The sequence below is a fragment of the Catonella morbi ATCC 51271 genome (assembly GCF_000160035.2).
GTDB lineage: Bacteria > Bacillota > Clostridia > Lachnospirales > Lachnospiraceae > Catonella > Catonella morbi.
The window spans coordinates 223403-242937 of sequence record NZ_KI535368.1 but is presented as its reverse complement, the minus strand read 5'-3'; the positions used below and the strand labels follow the sequence as shown (position 1 = coordinate 242937).

Sequence of the window (19535 nt, the reverse complement as noted above, 5' to 3'; positions counted from 1 at the left end):
TCCCCCTTTAATATATTTTTATAACTCATTCAAGTTCAAGCGATAATCACAACATTCTGCTATCAATTCTTCATCATGCGTAATAACCAGCACAGTTTTTCCTTTGTTTACTGCATTTTTTAATTCTTTGGCTATTAACAACATATTTCTGCCATCAAGACCGCTGGTCGGTTCATCAAAAATCAATATTTTTTTAGCGCAAAGCAAGGCACAGCAAACGGCAAGTCTCTGCCTTTGTCCACCTGACAGCGACTGTGGGTGGGTATCTTTATACTCATATAATTGCATTCTTTTAAGAATCGCTCCTGCTTCCTTTATATTCTCTAAATTCTTCTCCATATTCAAAAGAAGTTCTTCTGCAACACTGTTTGTAAAAAACTGTGTTCCCGTATCGTTGGAACAATAATAAACCTCCCTATTCAGACCTCTGCGCGTATATTTTTTATCATCAATATAAATTTCTCCTTTGATACGCATAAGTCCGCTTAGCATAAGCGCAAGAGTGGTTTTCCCTATGCCGTTATGTCCTGTTAACGCAGTTATACAGCCTTTATTGATAAAGAAGTTCAAGTTTTCGAATATCTTTTTTCGTTGCCTTATACAGGATATTCCTTTCACGGTTATCGCCGATGAAACGCCCGGTTCAGGTAAAGGCAGAATCGTAAAATCTTTTGCTTTTCTCCTTAATCCTAATTCAGCTCTGTCTTTTTCATCCATTTCCAAAAACTCTGTCTTCAAATATTCTTTTTTAATCTCCCCTCCTGACATATAGATATACCTGTCTGCAATATCTTCGAGCCAGTCAAGGCGATGTTCCGCTATAATCAGTGTACAGCCGAACAGTTTTAACTCAGAAAGTACATTTTTAAGTTCTGCAATTCCCTTCAAATCCAAGTTAGCAGTCGGTTCATCAAACACGAATACACGAGGATGAAGGGCGTAAACCGAAGCAACCGCAGTACGTTGCTTTTCTCCGCTTGAAATAACATCAACAGGTATATTTCTAAGATGTTCAAGTTGCATCTTATTTATTGCCGCATCAGTCCTACTCACTATTTCTTTGTGCGAAAAGCCATAATTTTCGCAAGCAAAAGCCACTTCCCCTGCAAGTTCTGAAGAAAAAAACTGTCTTCTCGGATCCTGAAATATACTTCCGACAATTTTTCCTATTTCATAGAGCGGAAGTTCATTTATATTCTTCTTATCAATATACACGAAACCCGTCATTTCTCCGCTATAATATGTAGGAGCAAGTCCGTTTATAAGACGGGTAACCGTGGTTTTTCCGCAGCCTGACTCCCCTGTTAAAACAACACATTCTCCGTTTTGGACAGATAAATTTATACTGTTTACACCATACTCACTTTCATTGTAAGAAAAAGAGACATTTTTTATTTCTATCATATTTTAATGCCTCCTATCCGCAAATATGCTACAGTAACAACAATCCATAAAATCATTATGGCAATATCAGCCATACACATGTTTTTCTCATAGTAACTTCCTCTTATTCCCGGTGTATCTGCTCCTCTTGCTGTTCCTGAGACAGAAAGCTGATCTGCTATCATCAATACTCTAAACAAAAACGGAATCAAGACATACTCACCTGTAATTAGCGGATGTCTGAATATATGTCTTATCCCTGTCAATCCTCTGTTTTTCATAGACAGATAAACACTTTTTAATTCAGACTTCACAGTAGGAAAAAAGCGAAACACAACAAGAATACCTAAAATAACAGATGTAGGCATATGTATCCTGCTCATAAAAGCCGAAAGCTCTCCCGGAGGTGTTGTCATTAAATCCCACGAACTTAAAAAAATCGGTGAGAGATTCCAAAACATAAGCACGTAAAATTCCGAAAATACATACATATGTAATCCCTGATAACGAATCAGATACAGCAATATTCCGAGTAAAATATAAAATAAGCCATAAGTAACTGTGATTTGCCATTTTTTCTGTATTATAAGTGTGAAAAAGCATACCAAAGTAAGAACATAGCTAAATATAACATCTTTTCCCAATGACACCGCCGCAACAGCACAAACAAGTGAGCAAAGCTTAGCCTGCACTGTTAAAGAAAAAGACCTCATTATAACAGCCCTGCCTTTTTAAAATGTTTGTTCATCAGCTTATTTCCTATACAACTCCCAAGAAGCCCCATTCCTGTTGTAAAAATCAGAATAAATATAATCCAGCCCGGTACCGTATAATAATATACATATGAGTCTATGTAGCTTTGTTCCATACCGCTTTTTACCGCAAAATCGTAGTAAGTATCCCAGAAAAACCAAATTGGCAGCAAATTCACCCCATTATACAAAAGGCTTGCAACTGTCCAAGATAATATTACCTGCTTAGGTTTTCTAAGTGAACTTTCCTTCCATAAAATAATTTCACAAATTATTCCGATTAAAATAAAATATGGTAAAAGGTATAAATTGCCCATAAGAAAAAATATAACTCCCAGAATAGTCATATAAACCAATGAAACAAAATGTTTACGTACTCTGTGTAAAAGCAGGCAATACACGGGTCCGCATAAAAACATCGTAAGCCCTACGGATAAAGTCATACTGATGAAATGGTTTGCCATACATATCATATTTACAACCAACTGTATCATAATAAGCACTATGCTGAGTAATACCGTAGTTATCACATCTTTTATTTGCAAGCCTTTATTTTCATTCGTTTTCATATATTAAAATCTTCTCCTGTTTTTCATTTCCTATCTCGATTTAAAGCAAAAATCGCATCTTTTACCACCCATGCCCAAGGTCTGGCTTCTGTCAAACCTTAGTTTATCTATGTTGCCAAACACAATATGATCGCACAGGCAAAATATCTCGCAGATTTCCGGACAGCCGAATGACTTACAGGTATCTGCCCAAAGACATTTTAGAACATCCATAGAGCACTCCCTTACATTATCAGACCTGATTTTACTTATCCAGATTTCATCCCCCTTCATTCCTGTTCTCATAAAAAAGCGGAATACTCTGAAAAAACCGGGAATAATAAACATAGTTTTTAAAATACTATGATACTTGCGGGCACGATAAAAAGAATAGTCTTTTACCAGTTCTTTTGCTTTTTCTTTGGGTATTTCATTATCTATGAATACCTGATACAGGGCTATATTGGGGAAAATATTGCTCTGTTGCCTCTTTCTTTGTTTTTTAGTCCACCCCTCCTGCTCGGATCGCCTGATAAGAGCCTTCATTTTTTCTTTATGTTCTGCTTCTATTCGTTCTAATAACTGTTCAGGTAACTTTCCTTTATAAAACTGTTTGTATCTCATAGTTTAACTTCACCTACCTTCCAGCCTATGGCTTCTTTGCGAATGTCCACAAATTTCTTATAAATTCCTTCCTGTTTCATAAGTTCGCCATGAGTGCCCTCTTCTGCTATCTGCCCTTTATCCAGAACAATTATCTTATCCGCCCTTCTTACAGTATTAAGCCTGTGGGCTATCATAAGCAAAGTTTTGTTTTTGGTAAGTCCTTCTATCGCTTCCTGTAGTTCCAGTTCATTTTCCGGATCCACGCTTGCAGTTGCTTCATCTAAGATGACTACAGGAGCATCCTTTAATATAGCCCTAGCTATTGAAATACGCTGTTTTTCTCCACCTGAGAGGGTAGCTCCGTTTTCTCCTATTTTAGTCTGATACCCTTCGGGAAATGCTGATATAAAATCGTGACAACAGGCTTTTTTAGCAGCCATAATCACTTCTTCCCCGGTTGCATCAGGTTTTCCGAAGCGGATATTATTTTCAATTGTATCTTCAAATAAATAAACCTGTTGGAAAACAATGGAAAAATTTTTCAAAAGACTGTCGCAGGTATAATCTTTAACATTTATGCCGCCGAGTAAAATCTCTCCCTTATCCACATCCCAAAATCTTGCAATCAGACTGCAAAGAGTTGTCTTACCCGAGCCGGAAGCTCCTACCAGTGCACAGCTTGTTCCCTGTGGCACAAAAAAACCGACATCTCTTATAACTTCATTTGTATCGTATGAAAATGAAATATTTTTAACTGTAATATCATAATTATCAGGCGTTTGTTCCTCTCCCTTTTCATCTAAGAGCGGCATATCCGATATTTTTTCCAGTCTGTCAAGAGATGCATCTACCACTCTTGCAACAGCCGCTGTACTGCCTGCAAGCTCCACTGTGGAATAAATCATAAAACTCGCCACCAACAGTAGCAGGCATTTGGAGGCATCTATTCTCCCATTAAACAAAAGATAAGGTGCTACAATAACAATAGCTGCTCTTATAAACTTAAATACTGTTTGGAAAGCCGCCGCAAGAGAAGAAAAAACTTTCTCCAAAACTATATTTGCTTCTGCACTCTCATAAATCGCATTATCTACTGTTTTTCCTGCCCTTTCTCCAAGTCCGAAAGCTTTGACCACAGTCATTCCCTGAATATATTCCAAAATTCCTGTTACCAGCCCTGCCTGAGCTGCCTGCCTTCGAGGTGAATATTTTTCCCCTGCTTTCTGTGTACGGGCATAAATTATGAAAGATACCAAAAGCCCCGCCATCATAAGCAGACCAATTCTCCATTCATAGGTCAACAACCATATTCCGATAATAAAAGCATGTATAAAGCCGCCGGCTACTGCTTCAAGTATAGTAACCGAGTTTGTTTCCAAATCACCCAGAGTTGTTGTAACCGCCGCTGTAATATCTCCCAAACGGTTACTGCTAAAGTATCCCATAGGTACACGTTTTAGCTTTTCACCAAGTTTCATTCTCCAGTCAGTACACATGGCAAAACTTCCCAAAGTTCTTTTCACAGCGGAGAGATTTATAAAAATCATTTTCCCTAAGATACTGAATATCATAATTACCAAAGAAGTCCATATCACCTTATACGGCATTGTCCTGCCTGAAGATGCTTTTAATATTTCTGACAAAACCGTGATAATTGCCATAATAGGAAGCATTTCAAAAAAGGAGTTACACATATGAAAAATAAATGACAGAATAAGATTTTTCTTTTCACTGCCCGAAAAGTCTAACAACCGCTTAAACATTTTAATCATACGCTCTCCTCCTTCCTGTCGCTTGCACTTATATGTGCCTTCCATAGTTTATTGTAAAGCTCTGAATTTTCCAAAAGTTCCTTATGGACACCTTCTGCTTCAATCTTTCCATTATTCATTACAATTATTTTATCTGCATCAGTAATAGTAGAAAGCCTGTGGGCAATTACTATAAGCGTCTTACCCGCAATAAGTTCTCCTATGGAGCGTTGGATAATTGCTTCATTTTCAGGATCCGTAAAAGCTGTTGCCTCGTCAAGCACGATAACCGGACTGTTCTTTAATATAGCTCTGGCTATGGCAATCCTCTGTTTTTCTCCGCCCGAAAGGTTGTTTCCTCCATCTCCCGCTACAGTATCATAGCCATTTGGAAGGGCAGTAATAAAGTCATGGCAACTTGCCTTCTTTGCTGCCTTAACTATCTCTTCATCTGTTGCATCAGGCTTTCCGATACGTATATTTTCTTTTATAGATAAATGAAATAAATAATTATCCTGTGAAACATAGGCAATCTCCTTCATCACTTGTGACAAAGGAAGATTTCTCACATCCTGTCCTCCAATTTTGACAGAACCTTCACTTGCTTCCCAAAATGAAGCTATCAGACGGGCTATGGTAGATTTCCCGGAGCCGGACGGACCGACAAAGGCAGTAATCCCATTTGTTACTGTCTTAAATGAGATATTGTGTAAAACTTCCGTATCTCCATAGGAAAATGAAACATCGGAAAATTCGATTTCATCATTTTTAAGCTTCACTTCCTCTTCAGGACGGTTCATTTCTTCCATTTCCAAGAGTCCTGCAATTTCCTTTACGGTAGAATCCACCATTGCAAAACTGTCTGTGTAACGCAGAGCCTGTATCAGCGGAGCAATGAGTCCGAGAGAGAGAATTATACAGGATATAAAGTTTCCTGCCGTTATGCTTCCATTTATGAAAAATAAACTTCCAAGTGGCAGTACTCCCAAAAGACTTGATGGAGCTATGGCAATTCCTGCCGCATAATAAGGATTTGTCTTTCGAAACCATTCTGATTTAGATGCTTCATTTTCCTTTATGGCATCTGTATATTTTTTATATGAGGTACTGCTTTGATTAAATGCCTTTATTACTTCAATTCCGCTAATATATTCTACTGTGGCGGCATCCATATTTTTGCCTGCAGCCAGAACTTTTGAATAACGCTTCTCATAGTCCTTCATCATGCCCATATAGCAGATAAGTCCCAGAGGAAAGGTGGCAAATGAAATAAGTGCCAGCCTCAGGTCCAGACAGAAGAAATAAATAAGCATTAGCACAGGTATAAGAATATTGGCTGTAAGTTCAGGTATCATATGTGCAAGCGGTAATTCCAATTTTTCTATTGTATCAACAAGCATAGTTTTGAATTTCCCTGAAGGAGTATCCAGTATAAATCCCATAGGTACACGTGCAAGCTTGGCTGTCAGATGTGTCCGAATATTTTTTAATACCATAAAAGCTGCCCTGTGAGAGCGTATTGTAGAAAATGTTGACAGATATAACTGCCCAAGATAACCTGAGAGAGCGATTAATGCCATTAATAATATTCCCCTCATACTATACTCTCCCGCACATATCTGAATTATGGCTTTAGAAACAGCAAGATATGGGATAATTCCCGCAGCCGCTCCAAGTACAGCAAGAATAATCGAGCTTATAAGCAGTTTCTTACAAGGCTTTGCAAACTCAAGCAGATATTGTATGGAATTTTTTTCATTGATATTTTTAAAATTCTTCATTTTTCTCCTCATTATTAGTCACTGCTAACTTATATATATTTTTTAAGACTTATAAAAGTCTTAAAGTCCAGCTGTATCTTTGATATTATACTATATTTCTCTCGATATACCATCGGTATATTCCACTGGTATATTATCATAAATTTGATTTTTAGTCAAGGAAAAAGTTAGACATCCCTTATTCAGAAAGAATTCTATTTTGCATTTTTCAAATTTCTGCTAGAATCTTATTAGAGGCATTGTAGGAAATCCAATGAAAGAAAGTACTATAATGCCAAAAAGAAAAATCAGATGGCTTTCAAGTCTCTTAAACCCTATTAATGATTTTATGTTTAAAAATATAGTTCTAAAGTTTCAGGGCTTATGGAACTGTTTTCCAAAGATTATGTTTATAATTTAAATGATTTTCCAGTCACAGGCAAAATTAAAGCCATATTTAAATTAGATTAGGATGCAGGAAAGAGATGAATGAAATGTTGGAAAAGATTATAATAGCCCCAGACTCTCATAGCCTGGGGCTGATAATATTTTGCTTATTCTATTTTGCTCTATCTTTCTTTTAATTTCTTTAAGCCAAATACTGAAAGTGCAAATCCAATCAGGATATATATGATTCCAAATGAACCTCCTGTAACCGGAAGTCTTGTGCCAAGTGGGGTAGTTTCCTCTTTTACATCTGTAACTACAGGCTTAGCTTCATCAGAGGTCCCGTCTGTCTCAGTTTCCTCGTCTTCCTCATCATAATCTGCTACACCAATTTCTTCATCATCAGTATCGCCTAAAGGTGTAGTATCTTCAACAATTTCGGTATTTGTAGGTGATAAAGGTGGGGTTTCTTCGGTTACTGTGGTTTCTTCGTGCTTGTTTTCCTCTACCGGCGACTGAATAGGTACTACAGGACCGCTGTAGTCTCCACCACTCTCTACCTTTGTCCACTTTGCGTAAATGGTTGTGTCCGACATTATTTCAGTGCCAAAATTAAACGGAATTACGCATTCAGCAGTAGTGTACCAGCCCTCAAACTTCCAGCCGTCTGCCGCAGGATCGGGATTAGGCTTTTTCGCTTTTTCTCCTACGCCAACCTTCTGTACTTTCAGCTGAGCACCATGTCCTCGCAAATCAAAAGTAACTTTAAAATGTTGCCAAGGCACCCATTTAGCGTAAAGAGTTATGTCTCCCGATATCGGAGTGTTAAAATCAAATTCTTTGTCAAAATTTTTATCTATATACCAACCATCAAATTCATCGCTCAAAGTAGTCGGATCTGCAGGTTTTATGGCTTTCTCGCCCTCAAGCACTGTCTGAGGAGGAACTTCAGTGCCTCCATTTGAATCGAAAGTAACTGTGTATGTCTGTGTTTCAACCGGTACATAGCGGGCATACAAGGTTATATTTTGGCTAATCGGAGTAGCAAAATCAAATCTGTTTATGCATTCAGCTTCCGTGTACCAATCAACGAACTTATAGCCTTCCTTGGCAGGGTCAGCAGGCTTGTCCGCCTTTTTACCTTCTTCTATCTTCTGTTCCGCAGGTTCAGGCATCCCTCCGTTTGTTTCGAATTTAACGGTATAAATAACAGCTGCTTTCTTAAAGGTTGCCGTAACGGTTACATCGGAGGCAGGCATTATAAAGGTATTACCCTCACCTACATTAACTTCCTGTCCGTCTTTATCTTTAACTGTCAGCTTATCTAAGTCATAACCCTCATTAGGTTTGGCAGTTAATGTTACAATTTCATCCTTTTTTGCCGTTTTTCTATCCGAAGTTACTGTACCGTTTTCAGGCTCATTTACTGTTATCTTGTATTCTACAGGAGTCTGCTCGGCTTTCTTAAAGGTTGCCGTAACTGTTACATCGGATGCAGGCATTCTGAATGTTGCATTATTTAATTCTATTTTCTCTCCACTTCCGTCAGTAACTTCAATAGAGTCAATTTCATAGCCTTCTGCAGGATCAAAAGTCAATTTTACAACTTCACCCTCTTTTGCCTTTTCCTTATCCGGGGTTACTGTACCGTTTTCAGACGGAATTACTTTTATATTGTATTCTTCTGCAGTCTGCGTGATTTCCTTAAAGGTTGCCGTAATGGTTACATCAGAGCCGGGCATTTCAAAGGTATTATACTCATCTACCGTAACTTTCTGATCACTTATATTCTTAACAACTTCCAGTTTATCCAATTTATAACCGTCATCAGGTGTTACTGTCAGGCTAACCTTTGATTTTGCGTAAATCCCACTTGTTTTATCTGCAGTAACTTTGCCGTTAGAAATTGAATCCGATATTTTAACATTGAACGTTTTCGGCTTACCCTGCAGGACACCAAAGGAATATACAATGCTGAGTATATTTATATCACAATTATCAATTTTTGCCTTATTGTTGTTTACATTTACGATAATATCTTTTGCAAATTTATAATTTTCTTTTAAGAGCATAGTAACACCTATTGCATATTCTTTACCGGCTTCGTAGATACGATCCGAACCTATAGTATAATATTTTGAGTCTTTTACTAAATAATTTTTGGCAAAACTAAAGTTAAGACCTTCTGTATTTACAGTAATCCCATTGGTTGTAGGCTCTCCACCCACTACCGGCAAATTTGCCACTGTAATATCCACAGTATCAATTTCAATGATTTCAGGCGTTTTTTCCGTCCACTTTGCGTAAAGGGTTATATTTTCCGCTATCGGGGTGTTAAAGTCAAATTTATGTATACACTTCTTCTCCGTATACCAGCCTCCAAATTCAAAGCCTTCATCTTTAGGAGCGAGAGGCTCTTCCACCGTCTTTCCTTTCTCTACTATCCGCGGAGTTATACTCGCTCCGCTTCCGTGTCCATTTTTATCAAAGCTTACTACAAATTTTTCTACCGGTGCTTTTACAGTCCACTTCGCATAAAGGGTTATATTTTCCGTTATCGGGGTGTTAAAGTTAAATTTATTTGTACACTCCTTCTCCGTGTACCATCCCCCAAATTCATACCCAAATAGATACGGATCAGCAGGCTCGTCAGCTTTTTGTCCCTTTTTTACTTTCTGAGGATTTATTGAAGGAGTACCTCCTTTTGTATCAAAGGCTACTGTAAATATCTCTTCAGGTTGTTCTCCCGAATAGGTTACAACATATTCAGCTCCATAACAGTTCACGCAACTATAATCAGAATATTGCCAAATCTTTTCCGAAAACCACTTATCTCCGTTCACTTTAAAAGTGACATATTCAGACAAAGGATAATATTTCCCATCATTTTTCTCACTACGCACTTGTACCCCCAATCGGTATCTGCCCTCTTCAAAGGTAGAACCAAAATAAGGTTTAAACATTCCATTATCATCCTTTTTTAACCAATAAATCTGGGCAGGCGGAATCTTCACACCCTTATCGGTAGGAGAAATAATTGTAAATTTCGGATTTCCCGGCTTGTATCCAAGCTTCGGCACCTCAATTTCCGCTGTAGCTACCACTTCCTTAATTTCTTCCGGTTCTCCTCCCTCTGCAAACACCGTCATGGGCAAAAGCGTCAGACACATGACAAGAGTCAGCAATATTGATAAGAACCTTCCATTAAATTTCGATTTTATTTTCATCATTTTCTCCCTTCTGCATAAAAATATATAGCTTTCCCCGATAAAAGTTATACTTCTGCAAATATGGAACAAAGTATCATTACAAAGAATTTTGTTAAACTTACTGCTCTATATTTACAGCCTGTTCCATGGTTTCTTTAAAACGTTTATTTAGCCAGTTCAAAAGACTTTATTATCGACCATACCACGTCGGTATCACAATCTGCGATTGTTTTTCCTGAAACCACAAATCGCATGCCATAATAGCTTCCTTCACCAAAAAAGCCGTTAAAATCAACAATGACTACCATATTCCCGCCATCCGAATCATCGTATTTTACGACCATGGTTTTATAACCGTTTATGTCTGTCTCCTCCAAAGAATAGTTCTTATTTCCTGAGAATTCTGTTTCAAATTTATTTCTAAATTCCTCATAATTTGTATCTCCAAGCAAGGCATCCATCATGATACCGCCTTCTCCGTCTTTTCTTTTCAATTTTGTGTAATCAGGATCATAGGTATATATATCTGATGGATATGAAACAAAAAAATTACCTCTGTCAGAATAATCAACTTTGGATAAAGCTCCGCCCGCTCCGGCATCACCTGACGTATTGCTCGTATTTCCGGCAACCGACGATGCGTTTCCTGTTGATTGGCTTCCATTTTCCAATGATGTATTTCCGGCTGATGCACTGACATTTTCAGATAATGTCTTATCATCCGCCGTACTTTTGCTTACTCCTTTTGTACTTGATACCCCGGCAGTTTTCTCAGCCGAAGACTGCATATCATTCTTCTTTCCTCCACATCCGGCAAGTGATACTACCAACAACATCCCCAACATAAGACCAAATGCTTTTTTCATTTTACCCCTTCCTTTCTTACAAATATTTTAGAATCATGAATCTTCATAGTGAAAGTTATATTTTTGTAATTTTGCACATAAGCCTCTATGTCACCCTTCACCTTTGTCTATACAATATCATAAATCAAAAAATTTTACCCTACCCAAATTGGTGGGTTTTTGAAATTTTTACAATTTTTTTTATTTTTCTACAATCATTTCTACATACAAAAAGACAGCCACCAAGGCTGCCTTAAATATACTTTCCTATTCTGTCATTTACTAAATAAATTTCCTCTTGCGGCTGAAATTGCAAGCATAGTGCGATTGGCAAGCTTTGTCTTTGAAAGAAGATTCTTCACATGCCAGTTTATTGTGTTCTCTGTCGCACCTAACTTCTCCGCTATCTGCTTATTGCTGAGACCATTTACTATCTCTCTTAGTATAAGGACTTCGGTTTTTGTAAAGTCCTTGTTACTGGCTGAACCTATCAGAACCTTCGGTGCAGCTTCCGGGAAAATATTCTCTCCCAGCATAGTAGCATCCATTACCTCAAGCAAATTCTCTTTTGAGGCATCCTTATACCACAGGCTATCCACTCCGGCGTCTTTTGCCCTTTTAAGACAGGTTTCATCAAGCATTGATGTAACAATGACTATCTTTATATTCGGAAATTTACTCTTGATTCCGGCTGCCGCCTCTATTCCGTCTAATGAACCGTTTACAGCAATATCCATAAGGATGAGGTCTATTTTTGTATCTGTACATACAGAAGCTGCAAGATCTGCTGCCGTTACTGATGTAACCAGTTTATAACTGTCTGAATATTTCACTATATTTTCCATATACTCACGATGGATTCTCTGATCTTCCACTATCATAACTTTTTTCATTCCGTTTTACCTCCTCCCTCAAAGATTACCGTAAGCTTAAATGCCGGTTCTGATATAATATTTAGTTTTCCTCCCTGATATTCTACACGGTTTTTAACATTTAAAAGTCCTCCGGACGGTATTATTTCTTTCTCTGGAATCATACCGTTATTTGATATGGAAAGAGCAAATTTCCCCTCATTCTCAGTAAAGCTCACATAAAGTTCTGTAGCCTTTGCGTGCTGTACTGCATTTAGCAGACATGTGCGTATAGCGAGTATAAAAGTCTCGTAAATGTCACCGGCTTTAGGCGGCTCTCCCTGTGTGGTAAGCTTAATTCCAACTGCCTGAGCATCCATATACAAATCTTCCATGTCTCCCTGTCTGAAAATAGAAGCATCATTATCCCTGCGTATGGAAGCAACTGTTTTTTTCCATTTTAGTATTACTTCCTCTGCGGTTTTATCATTTTCTCCCTCAGTCATAAGTCTTCTGATTGCTGTAAGACCTTCTCCCATCACATCATGCCAGGCTGTTTTAATGGCAAGAGTTTCTTCTTCCTTTGCTAACTTACGGCTGTTTTCGGAGAGTTTTTTGATTTCCTCCTGCATTCTTTTAAGAGCTTCAGTCTGCTCCTCCAGTTCTTCTTTCAGTCTTAAGAGCTCTGTTACATCAAAAAAGCTTACTCTTTTATAGCACATTCCATCCCCTGTAATAAGGTCTGCTTCTTCGTATCTCCAGGCAGAACCATCAGGAAAGCGGTAAATATCCTCTGTTTCTTTTAGTTCCTCATTAGTGGCAAGCATTTGCCTAAGTTCATCACGGTTTATTAAAGCTTTTCCTGATAAAATTTCTGACAGTTCAAGCATTTTATGGTTATAAAGAGTAAGAGTACCATCTTCCCTGAAAAATGCAATGCCTGCAGGAATCTCATCAAGTGCCTGTTTAATTGATCTTCTGCTTATAGTTTTTTGCTCTGCTTCATAATCTGATTTTAGAAAAATAATCACATAAATTCCTGCAAAAATGGTAATTATCCATAAAAATATCACAGGAAGCGGCAAATGTACTGGCTTCCACTTATCAGTATTAAGCGGCGGAATATGATTTTCAAGCAGTTTGCAGTAAAGAATAAATATGATAGATGAAATCAGAGCATTTATTACTTTATAAAACCTCTTTCGTCTTCCAATTATCAGGCGATATTCTAAAAAGAATAGTGATAAAGAGGTAATGAGTAAACATATTAATAATGCTATTCTCCCTATATAACTGTATTCATGAAACATCATAGTTCTTCACCTCCTTCTGTGGGAAGAGAAAAACTTATATTTAAAGAGCCATTATCACTATCCGCTAAAACATAAAATGGAAGACTTCCTTCCTTAAGGTGCCTGTTTGTACCTATGCTTATAAATGCCGAAAGTCTCTTCTCTTCTTCATTTATACGCACAAAAACAGAACCAAAGTCATCAATACAGTTTTCTACAACTGTCTCAAAGATTTCATATAGCAGACATGCAGTACTCATACCAATTCTTTTATCTTCAGTAAGGTGAAAATCCAAAAAACAGTCTGCTCCTGTAAGTTCTATATTTCTAATAGATTCGTGAAAGCAGAGTTTAAGCTCGCCTGAACTTATATTCCCGTATTTCTCCGCTGCAAAGACCAGATTTCCTCTTCGTTTTATAAAGGCACCTAAGACCGCTGCTTTAGCAAGCAGAGCTTTCTTTTTTTCTTTCTCTTTTTCCTTGGAATAAGCTTCAAGAATATCGTCAAGTGCCTCATTTTGCTTCTTTGTCGCTTGCTGCGACAAATCAAAAAGTCTGTTATTTTCCTGTGCCTTCTGTATTGCCAGTTTTGTATTGACATTTTCTCTGTCTAACTCATTCTTTGATGAAAGCTCGTTTCTATTGTCCTGAAGCCTTTTTATAAGCCTTGTAACCTTAGATGTATCTTCTTTCCAAACCGCCATCCCAGGATTAAGACGGTATGTTTTTAATATGGTGTTATGTTCCGAAATATCACTTTCAGCATAAGAAGGTATGATATAAGGTGCATATACTCCGGCAGTTACAAAACATGGTTTCCCCATGTCATCGGCTATAATCATCTCAAGATTAAGTGCACGAAACAGCTTTTCATAATCTGTATTGGCAGGTATCATGCCTGTTGTTATACAGGAATCTAAAATAGCTATGAAAGCTAATGAAGTAAAAGATGCCCAGTCGCTTGAAAAATATTCCCATATTCTGGGAAATATACGCTCCAAAAGAAAATAAATCACAATTACGGTGATTATAATAAAAGGTTTTACTACTGTGAACTTTCTGTTCGGAAGCTTCGCTCTGATTAGTATAAGAAATATAGCTATTGTAATAAGCAGGGTTATCCATATTAAAATAATATAATACACAATTCCGTAACTATATTCCCAAACTGAAAACACTCCATTTTTCAAACCATAAAAGAAGTGATGCCCATCATTGGTAAGCACAAGCAAAATAAGTGTAATTGAAATACATAATACAGGGATAAGCAGTGCTTTCGGTATCCTGTAATTCTCACCCCTTCTTGTATGCAAGGCTGAAAACAAAGTGAAAGTCGGAATCAGTATTACCGGAATATAATAAACATATTGAAGAAAGAAATTTAACCTATCTCCTCTTATAGTCATTTCAAATTTTATTGTCCTTATAAGTACCCAGAATACTCCACTATAGGCAACAGCAAGAAGGTAGTCACGCAAATATTTATTTATAATACTCCGCTTAACCATAGCACTCCAAACTAAGAACAGTCCTATATAAACAAAAGGTTTGATATTAGCCAGCACAGTCTTTGTAAACGTACTTATCCCCAAAAGTTCAGATGGACGAAAAAGTGAAACAGCCATAACAATAAATATCACTGCAAGGTCTCTTCTAAGCTCCCTTCCCCTTTCATTCATAGGCTTCCCCCTTTGCCTTTTCATTTATTTAATACCGATAAATATTTTTTATATATCATATCATAAATTTTGTTATTTTACGATAGCATAGTTTCGGCAAATGAAAAGGCAACCTATGTCATAAAAGCCTTAAAAGTCCGTCCCAGCCGGAATTAAAGAAAACCGCAAGTTCCTCTATATAACCAAGTGCCTGCTCCCTCGGCATGTCATGCACTACTGTTTCAAAGGCTGCGGTAAAGTATGCACTTGTAATCATGTGATGCAGTTCTTTACTTACCTCACCTTCAATCTTCCCATTTTCTCTTAGCATCTGATAGTACTTTTCGGTACGCTCCACATCAAGCTCCACCAAATCGTGAATATAATTAACATATTTTGTGCCTTCTGCGCAGCATATAACAAGCTTAAATTCTTCAAAATGGTCATATACATAATTTATAAAATATCTCAAATATTCAGTTGACAGCTCTCTGCTGTCAGCTGTTTTATCATCAGAGATAAGCTCAAAATGAGCCTCCTGTGCATTCTTAAACATGGAAACCAGTCCTTCAGCCGCTTCTGATACAAGTGCTTCAAATAAGGCTGCTTTATCCGGGTAGTATCCGTAAAATGCTCCTTTGGTAAAACCTGCTTCCGCTACTATTTTTCTGAGTGAAGCGTCTTTAAATCCCTTATCTAAAAACTCTTTTTTGCCCACTTCCAATATCTTTCTCTGTGTTTCTGATATAGTCATATCTTATTTCTCCAAAATTTCTTATTAACAGAATATACCAGCGGTACATTCCACTGGTATATTACCATATTTTTTATTTTTAGTCAACATAAGAGACATTGCTCAACAAAAAAACATTTCCCCTTCATAACTAAGCCATTACATACTAAAGATAATGCTTTACAAGCTCAGGATCTTCTAATGCACTCTCTAAGATACGGCTAAATAACAATGTATTGCAAATTGCAACACATTATTCAAAACAAAAAAGACAGCAAACCTTACGATTCACTGTCTCATTTTTAACCTTATCAGCTAAACATCAATTTTCTTTATAACAAATGACATACGCCTTCACATTCTCGCTTCCTTCATACAGGGTTAAAGGAATGCTTAAAATCTCTTCTCCTACCTCTCCTTTATAATAGGATTTTCTATCCTCAGGGGAATATGAATACATAGCTGCCGAATATTTACATCCTCTTTCCAGATTAAGATTAAACTGTACTGCCTCAGTTTTCAAATTTTTGTTAGTTACCAATCCTATCTCTGTTGTCTCAAAAATTCCTTCAAATGTGTAACTGCCCGGTTCAAGCGCTACTATCTTTTCCAGGCCTTCTCCTGTTACAGGATTAAATACAGAGACATTTTGGCCGTTAATCTTAATATTTTTACAGTACAAATGTATAACAGCCTTATCATTGTTGCCACTTACAAAAGATTCCGCTTTTTTCTTTCTTTTAGCATTCAAAATCATAAATGGTATAAATAGAACCAGCCATAAACCTAAAAATGCTGCGATTACTAAAGTTGGGTTCATAACTTTCCTCCTCCTTGATTTTTTCATTTTCAGTATAGCACAAAAAGCTTGTAAATCAAGACGGTATACTTGAAAGAATGTAATTATTTATATAAGCTTCTGCAAATCTTAAATCATCCCTGATTTTTCAAAATGTTTTTTAAGAAGTTTCTTTGAAACGATTCCGCCGATAAAGGCGCAGATAGCTATAATAATAAGCATTGTTACTGTTGTTATAGGTGAAACTATTTTATTTAACATAACTAAATATTTATCTCCAAACATTTCCTTATAAGAATTAATTGTCTGCTCTGCATAAAATAAGAATGGTACGTACATCCCTCCAAAACCTGCCAGAACACAAAATATCATATAACCGACAGTCAATCCTTTATAATTTAATACTCCCTTTATTTTTGCTGTAAGCATTGCGAAAACTCCACCGACAATACAACTTATTATATATGGCGGATAAAAGCCTATAAGGCTTGTAAGTACACAAAAGAGTAATATCATCCATGGATTTTTAGTTTTAGCAGGCACTAAAAAATAAGTAATTGCTCCCGCAATAGCCCAAACAGGTACCACTAAAAGCATTGTATACGGAGATACAAACATAAAGGATAGCACTCTGTATATAAGCTGCGAGCATAAGACCATCAGTGCTGTTATAATCAAATCTTTAATTTGAAACTTCTTTGATTCTTCCATTGTTAAACCCTCCCGGAAATTTAACCCAAATTATTGGGTTTTAATAATTATTAATTTTCATAACGACTATAACTACATAAAACATTATCATGGCTATCAACAACAGCATATCAAATATTCCAAAACTCAACTCCTCATAGCTTGTTTTTTTGCATTTGACACCCAGCCCCCTTGTCTCAACAGATGCCGACAATTCTGTTGCAGCAGATAACATCCTCATTAATATTGGTATCAGCATCATTTCATAAATTTTAACTGGATGTTTTAATATCCCCGGAATAGAAATATCTATTCCTCTTGTCTTGATACATTGCTTTATACAAATGATATCCTGTTTAAGTGTAGGGAAAAATCGCAGTATTACAGCCAAAGGAATATTGATATAATATGGAATTTTCATATTATGAAGAGCTGCGAGCAGTTCTGAAATCTTAGTAGTTCCGGTCAGATTCAAAGCAGCAAACACTATTGTTGTAAAACATAAAACAAAATAATGTATAGTCGTTGCAATAAACAACGGACTGACTTCCGCTACAAGAAATAAGCCCCCATAAAAAAGCAAAAATTTCATACTTGTTTTATACATCCCGCTAAGCATTGCAAATACAAAGACTGAGAAAAATAACAGTAATTCATATTTTTTCCCCGGTAATACAAAAACCAGAACTCCAACCAAAAGAACTTGCAACAACTTAATTCTCGGATCATATCTTATACCATGCTGTTTACAAGATTTAAGCATATTTCTCAACCTCTTTTTACAGTAAAAATCTTTTAATTAACTCAAAATCTTCGTTATTTTTTATAGGAATAGTTTTACTCACTTTTCCTTCCTCGATAAATACGGCTTTTGTAGCGACTCTGCTTAAAAATTCCAAATCGTGAGAAATCACAAAATTCATCACCTTATTTTTACGAATAGTATTTATTGCCTCCGAAACTGCTTTCATATTATTATAGTCAAGTCCTGAGGTTGGCTCATCAAAAACAATAACTCTTTTATTGGAAGCAATCGCCGCTGCAATTGTCACCCTCTGTTTTTGTCCCCCCGAAAGAGCCTGAGGATGACATTCCTTCAGTTCAAAAATATTCAATAATTTCATTATATTTTCAAGTTCTTCATCCTTCCTTTTCACAGAAAATCCACCGCTTAGATTTAACTCTGATATAACCGAATCTGAATATAATTGATAATCCGCATCCTGCATTACAAAATACACACTTTTATACAAATCCTTCTGTTTTACATATCTACCCTCAAAATAAAATTCTCCATCCTCATTTTTTAACAATCCTGAAATAATTTTACCCAACGTAGTTTTACCTGTGCCATTATACCCAATAATAGCTATTGTTTCTCCATAGCTGCCTTTTAAATTGCAAGCTTGTAAAATCGGATATGAAGCATCATACGAAAATGATAAATTTCTAATTTCAAAATCAGTTTTTTTATCATCTTCGTCCGCTTTACTCTCCGGCTTAAATATTATTTTTTCTAAATCAAACGTTCTAAGATTATATTTTTCCAAATCATTTTCATCAATATTTTTAATATCATTTTCAAATAATTCTTTAACTATTTCACCGTTGTTTACTATCAGACACCTGTCACATAAATCTCTCAGATAAAATAGTCTATGTTCGGAAATAACTACTGTGTGTCCTGCTTCCTTTAACTTCTTCATAAGTTCTTTTAATTCCGTAACAGAGTGGATATCCAGATTTGCCGATGGTTCATCAAACACATAAATTTTAGGATTTAGAGTTTTTGCGGCAATAATTGCAATTTTTTGTTTCTCGCCGCTTGATAGAGAAAACATATCCCTGTTCATAAGTTTTTCAGAACTAAAGGTTTTAAAAGCATCTTTAACTCTCTTTTTAATCAGTTCTCTTTCAATACCATAATTTTCACAGGCAAATGCTGCTTCAGAGGTACTGTCTGTTGCAAAAAACTGATTTCCGGGATTTTGAAATATAGATGCGACATTTCTGCCAAGTTCGCCCGGAGAAGTTGTTTTCGTGTCTGCGCCTAATATTTTCACCTGCCCTGACAAATTTCCCTCAAAAAAATGTGGAATCAATCCATTTATCAACCTTATAATTGTTGTTTTCCCTGAGCCGGACTGCCCTGTTAATAAGACAAATTCACCTTCTTTTATTTTAAGATTTATATTTTTTATGCACCCTTCTGCTTGTCCCCCATAACTAAAACTTACATTATCTAAGTCAATAACTGTTTTTTCCATTTCA

Annotated in this window: 16 protein-coding genes; all 16 read right to left on the bottom strand. The window is 36.6% G+C overall.

The window, feature by feature from the left end; translation table 11 throughout:
* Nucleotides 1-18: 18 nt before the first annotated feature.
* The 16 genes from GCWU000282_RS08195 to GCWU000282_RS08120 all read right to left on the bottom strand — a co-directional run bounded on the left by GCWU000282_RS08195 (nucleotide 19) and on the right by GCWU000282_RS08120 (nucleotide 19531).
* Entirely contained in the window at nucleotides 19-1404 is a 1386-nt protein-coding gene (locus GCWU000282_RS08195; protein ID WP_023354611.1) for an ABC transporter ATP-binding protein, read from the bottom strand.
* Nucleotides 1401-2096, bottom strand: coding sequence for an energy-coupling factor transporter transmembrane component T family protein (locus tag GCWU000282_RS08190; RefSeq protein ID WP_023354610.1), 696 nt, complete (start codon nucleotides 2094-2096; stop codon nucleotides 1401-1403). Before GCWU000282_RS08190 ends, GCWU000282_RS08195 begins: the two co-directional genes overlap by 4 nt.
* On the bottom strand, nucleotides 2096-2704 hold the full coding sequence (locus GCWU000282_RS08185) for an MptD family putative ECF transporter S component (RefSeq protein ID WP_023354609.1): 609 nt from the start codon (nucleotides 2702-2704) through the stop codon (nucleotides 2096-2098). The genes GCWU000282_RS08190 and GCWU000282_RS08185 overlap by 1 nt, the downstream gene beginning before the upstream one ends.
* A gap of 30 nt (nucleotides 2705-2734) precedes the next feature.
* Nucleotides 2735-3307: an L-2-amino-thiazoline-4-carboxylic acid hydrolase gene (locus GCWU000282_RS08180; RefSeq protein WP_023354608.1), complete on the bottom strand. Its 573-nt coding sequence runs from the start codon at nucleotides 3305-3307 to the stop codon at nucleotides 2735-2737.
* A complete protein-coding gene (locus GCWU000282_RS08175) occupies nucleotides 3304-5061 on the bottom strand; it encodes an ABC transporter ATP-binding protein (protein WP_023354607.1) in 1758 nt (585 codons plus the stop codon). Before GCWU000282_RS08175 ends, GCWU000282_RS08180 begins: the two co-directional genes overlap by 4 nt.
* Entirely contained in the window at nucleotides 5058-6821 is a 1764-nt protein-coding gene (locus tag GCWU000282_RS08170; RefSeq protein WP_035040066.1) for an ABC transporter ATP-binding protein, read from the bottom strand. The genes GCWU000282_RS08175 and GCWU000282_RS08170 overlap by 4 nt, the downstream gene beginning before the upstream one ends.
* A 548-nt stretch (nucleotides 6822-7369) precedes the next feature.
* Nucleotides 7370-10417 carry an InlB B-repeat-containing protein gene (locus tag GCWU000282_RS08165; RefSeq protein ID WP_023354604.1) on the bottom strand — a complete coding sequence of 1016 codons (3048 nt, stop codon included), beginning with the start codon at nucleotides 10415-10417 and terminating at the stop codon, nucleotides 7370-7372.
* Between the two features lie 143 nt (nucleotides 10418-10560).
* Entirely contained in the window at nucleotides 10561-11262 is a 702-nt protein-coding gene (locus GCWU000282_RS08160) for an LptM family lipoprotein (RefSeq protein WP_023354603.1), read from the bottom strand.
* 254 nt (nucleotides 11263-11516) lie between these two features.
* Nucleotides 11517-12134, bottom strand: a complete 618-nt coding sequence (locus tag GCWU000282_RS08155; protein WP_023354602.1) for a response regulator — start codon at nucleotides 12132-12134, stop codon at nucleotides 11517-11519.
* Entirely contained in the window at nucleotides 12131-13405 is a 1275-nt protein-coding gene (locus GCWU000282_RS08150; protein ID WP_023354601.1) for a sensor histidine kinase, read from the bottom strand. The genes GCWU000282_RS08155 and GCWU000282_RS08150 overlap by 4 nt, the downstream gene beginning before the upstream one ends.
* Nucleotides 13402-15063, bottom strand: coding sequence for a histidine kinase N-terminal 7TM domain-containing protein (locus GCWU000282_RS08145; protein WP_035040059.1), 1662 nt, complete (start codon nucleotides 15061-15063; stop codon nucleotides 13402-13404). Before GCWU000282_RS08145 ends, GCWU000282_RS08150 begins: the two co-directional genes overlap by 4 nt.
* Nucleotides 15064-15181: 118 nt before the next feature.
* Complete coding sequence (locus GCWU000282_RS08140; protein ID WP_023354599.1) at nucleotides 15182-15796, bottom strand: TetR/AcrR family transcriptional regulator; 615 nt, start codon at nucleotides 15794-15796, stop codon at nucleotides 15182-15184.
* Nucleotides 15797-16097: 301 nt separating this feature from the next.
* Nucleotides 16098-16595 (bottom strand): hypothetical protein, encoded by a 498-nt coding sequence (locus tag GCWU000282_RS08135; RefSeq protein ID WP_035040056.1) that lies wholly within the window; start codon nucleotides 16593-16595, stop codon nucleotides 16098-16100.
* A 108-nt stretch (nucleotides 16596-16703) separates the two neighbouring features.
* The gene (locus tag GCWU000282_RS08130) at nucleotides 16704-17285 is read right to left on the bottom strand and encodes an MptD family putative ECF transporter S component (RefSeq protein WP_023354597.1); all 582 of its coding nucleotides are present in this window, start codon (nucleotides 17283-17285) and stop codon (nucleotides 16704-16706) included.
* A gap of 40 nt (nucleotides 17286-17325) precedes the next feature.
* Nucleotides 17326-18027, bottom strand: coding sequence for an energy-coupling factor transporter transmembrane component T family protein (locus GCWU000282_RS08125; protein ID WP_023354596.1), 702 nt, complete (start codon nucleotides 18025-18027; stop codon nucleotides 17326-17328).
* 16 nt (nucleotides 18028-18043) lie between these two features.
* Entirely contained in the window at nucleotides 18044-19531 is a 1488-nt protein-coding gene (locus GCWU000282_RS08120) for an ABC transporter ATP-binding protein (protein WP_023354595.1), read from the bottom strand.
* Nucleotides 19532-19535: the final 4 nt, after the last annotated feature.

Coding starts and splice junctions, on each gene's coding strand:
- GCWU000282_RS08155 (WP_023354602.1), bottom strand. CDS start 12,134: ATGAAAAAAGTTATGATAGTGGAAGATCAGAGAATCCATCGTGAGTAT.
- GCWU000282_RS08145 (WP_035040059.1), bottom strand. CDS start 15,063: ATGAATGAAAGGGGAAGGGAGCTTAGAAGAGACCTTGCAGTGATATTT.
- GCWU000282_RS08120 (WP_023354595.1), bottom strand. CDS start 19,531: ATGGAAAAAACAGTTATTGACTTAGATAATGTAAGTTTTAGTTATGGG.
- GCWU000282_RS08140 (WP_023354599.1), bottom strand. CDS start 15,796: ATGACTATATCAGAAACACAGAGAAAGATATTGGAAGTGGGCAAAAAA.
- GCWU000282_RS08125 (WP_023354596.1), bottom strand. CDS start 18,027: ATGCTTAAATCTTGTAAACAGCATGGTATAAGATATGATCCGAGAATT.
- GCWU000282_RS08190 (WP_023354610.1), bottom strand. CDS start 2,096: ATGAGGTCTTTTTCTTTAACAGTGCAGGCTAAGCTTTGCTCACTTGTT.
- GCWU000282_RS08185 (WP_023354609.1), bottom strand. CDS start 2,704: ATGAAAACGAATGAAAATAAAGGCTTGCAAATAAAAGATGTGATAACT.
- GCWU000282_RS08175 (WP_023354607.1), bottom strand. CDS start 5,061: ATGATTAAAATGTTTAAGCGGTTGTTAGACTTTTCGGGCAGTGAAAAG.
- GCWU000282_RS08150 (WP_023354601.1), bottom strand. CDS start 13,405: ATGATGTTTCATGAATACAGTTATATAGGGAGAATAGCATTATTAATA.
- GCWU000282_RS08135 (WP_035040056.1), bottom strand. CDS start 16,595: ATGAACCCAACTTTAGTAATCGCAGCATTTTTAGGTTTATGGCTGGTT.
- GCWU000282_RS08180 (WP_023354608.1), bottom strand. CDS start 3,307: ATGAGATACAAACAGTTTTATAAAGGAAAGTTACCTGAACAGTTATTA.
- GCWU000282_RS08130 (WP_023354597.1), bottom strand. CDS start 17,285: ATGGAAGAATCAAAGAAGTTTCAAATTAAAGATTTGATTATAACAGCA.
- GCWU000282_RS08170 (WP_035040066.1), bottom strand. CDS start 6,821: ATGAAGAATTTTAAAAATATCAATGAAAAAAATTCCATACAATATCTG.
- GCWU000282_RS08195 (WP_023354611.1), bottom strand. CDS start 1,404: ATGATAGAAATAAAAAATGTCTCTTTTTCTTACAATGAAAGTGAGTAT.
- GCWU000282_RS08165 (WP_023354604.1), bottom strand. CDS start 10,417: ATGATGAAAATAAAATCGAAATTTAATGGAAGGTTCTTATCAATATTG.
- GCWU000282_RS08160 (WP_023354603.1), bottom strand. CDS start 11,262: ATGAAAAAAGCATTTGGTCTTATGTTGGGGATGTTGTTGGTAGTATCA.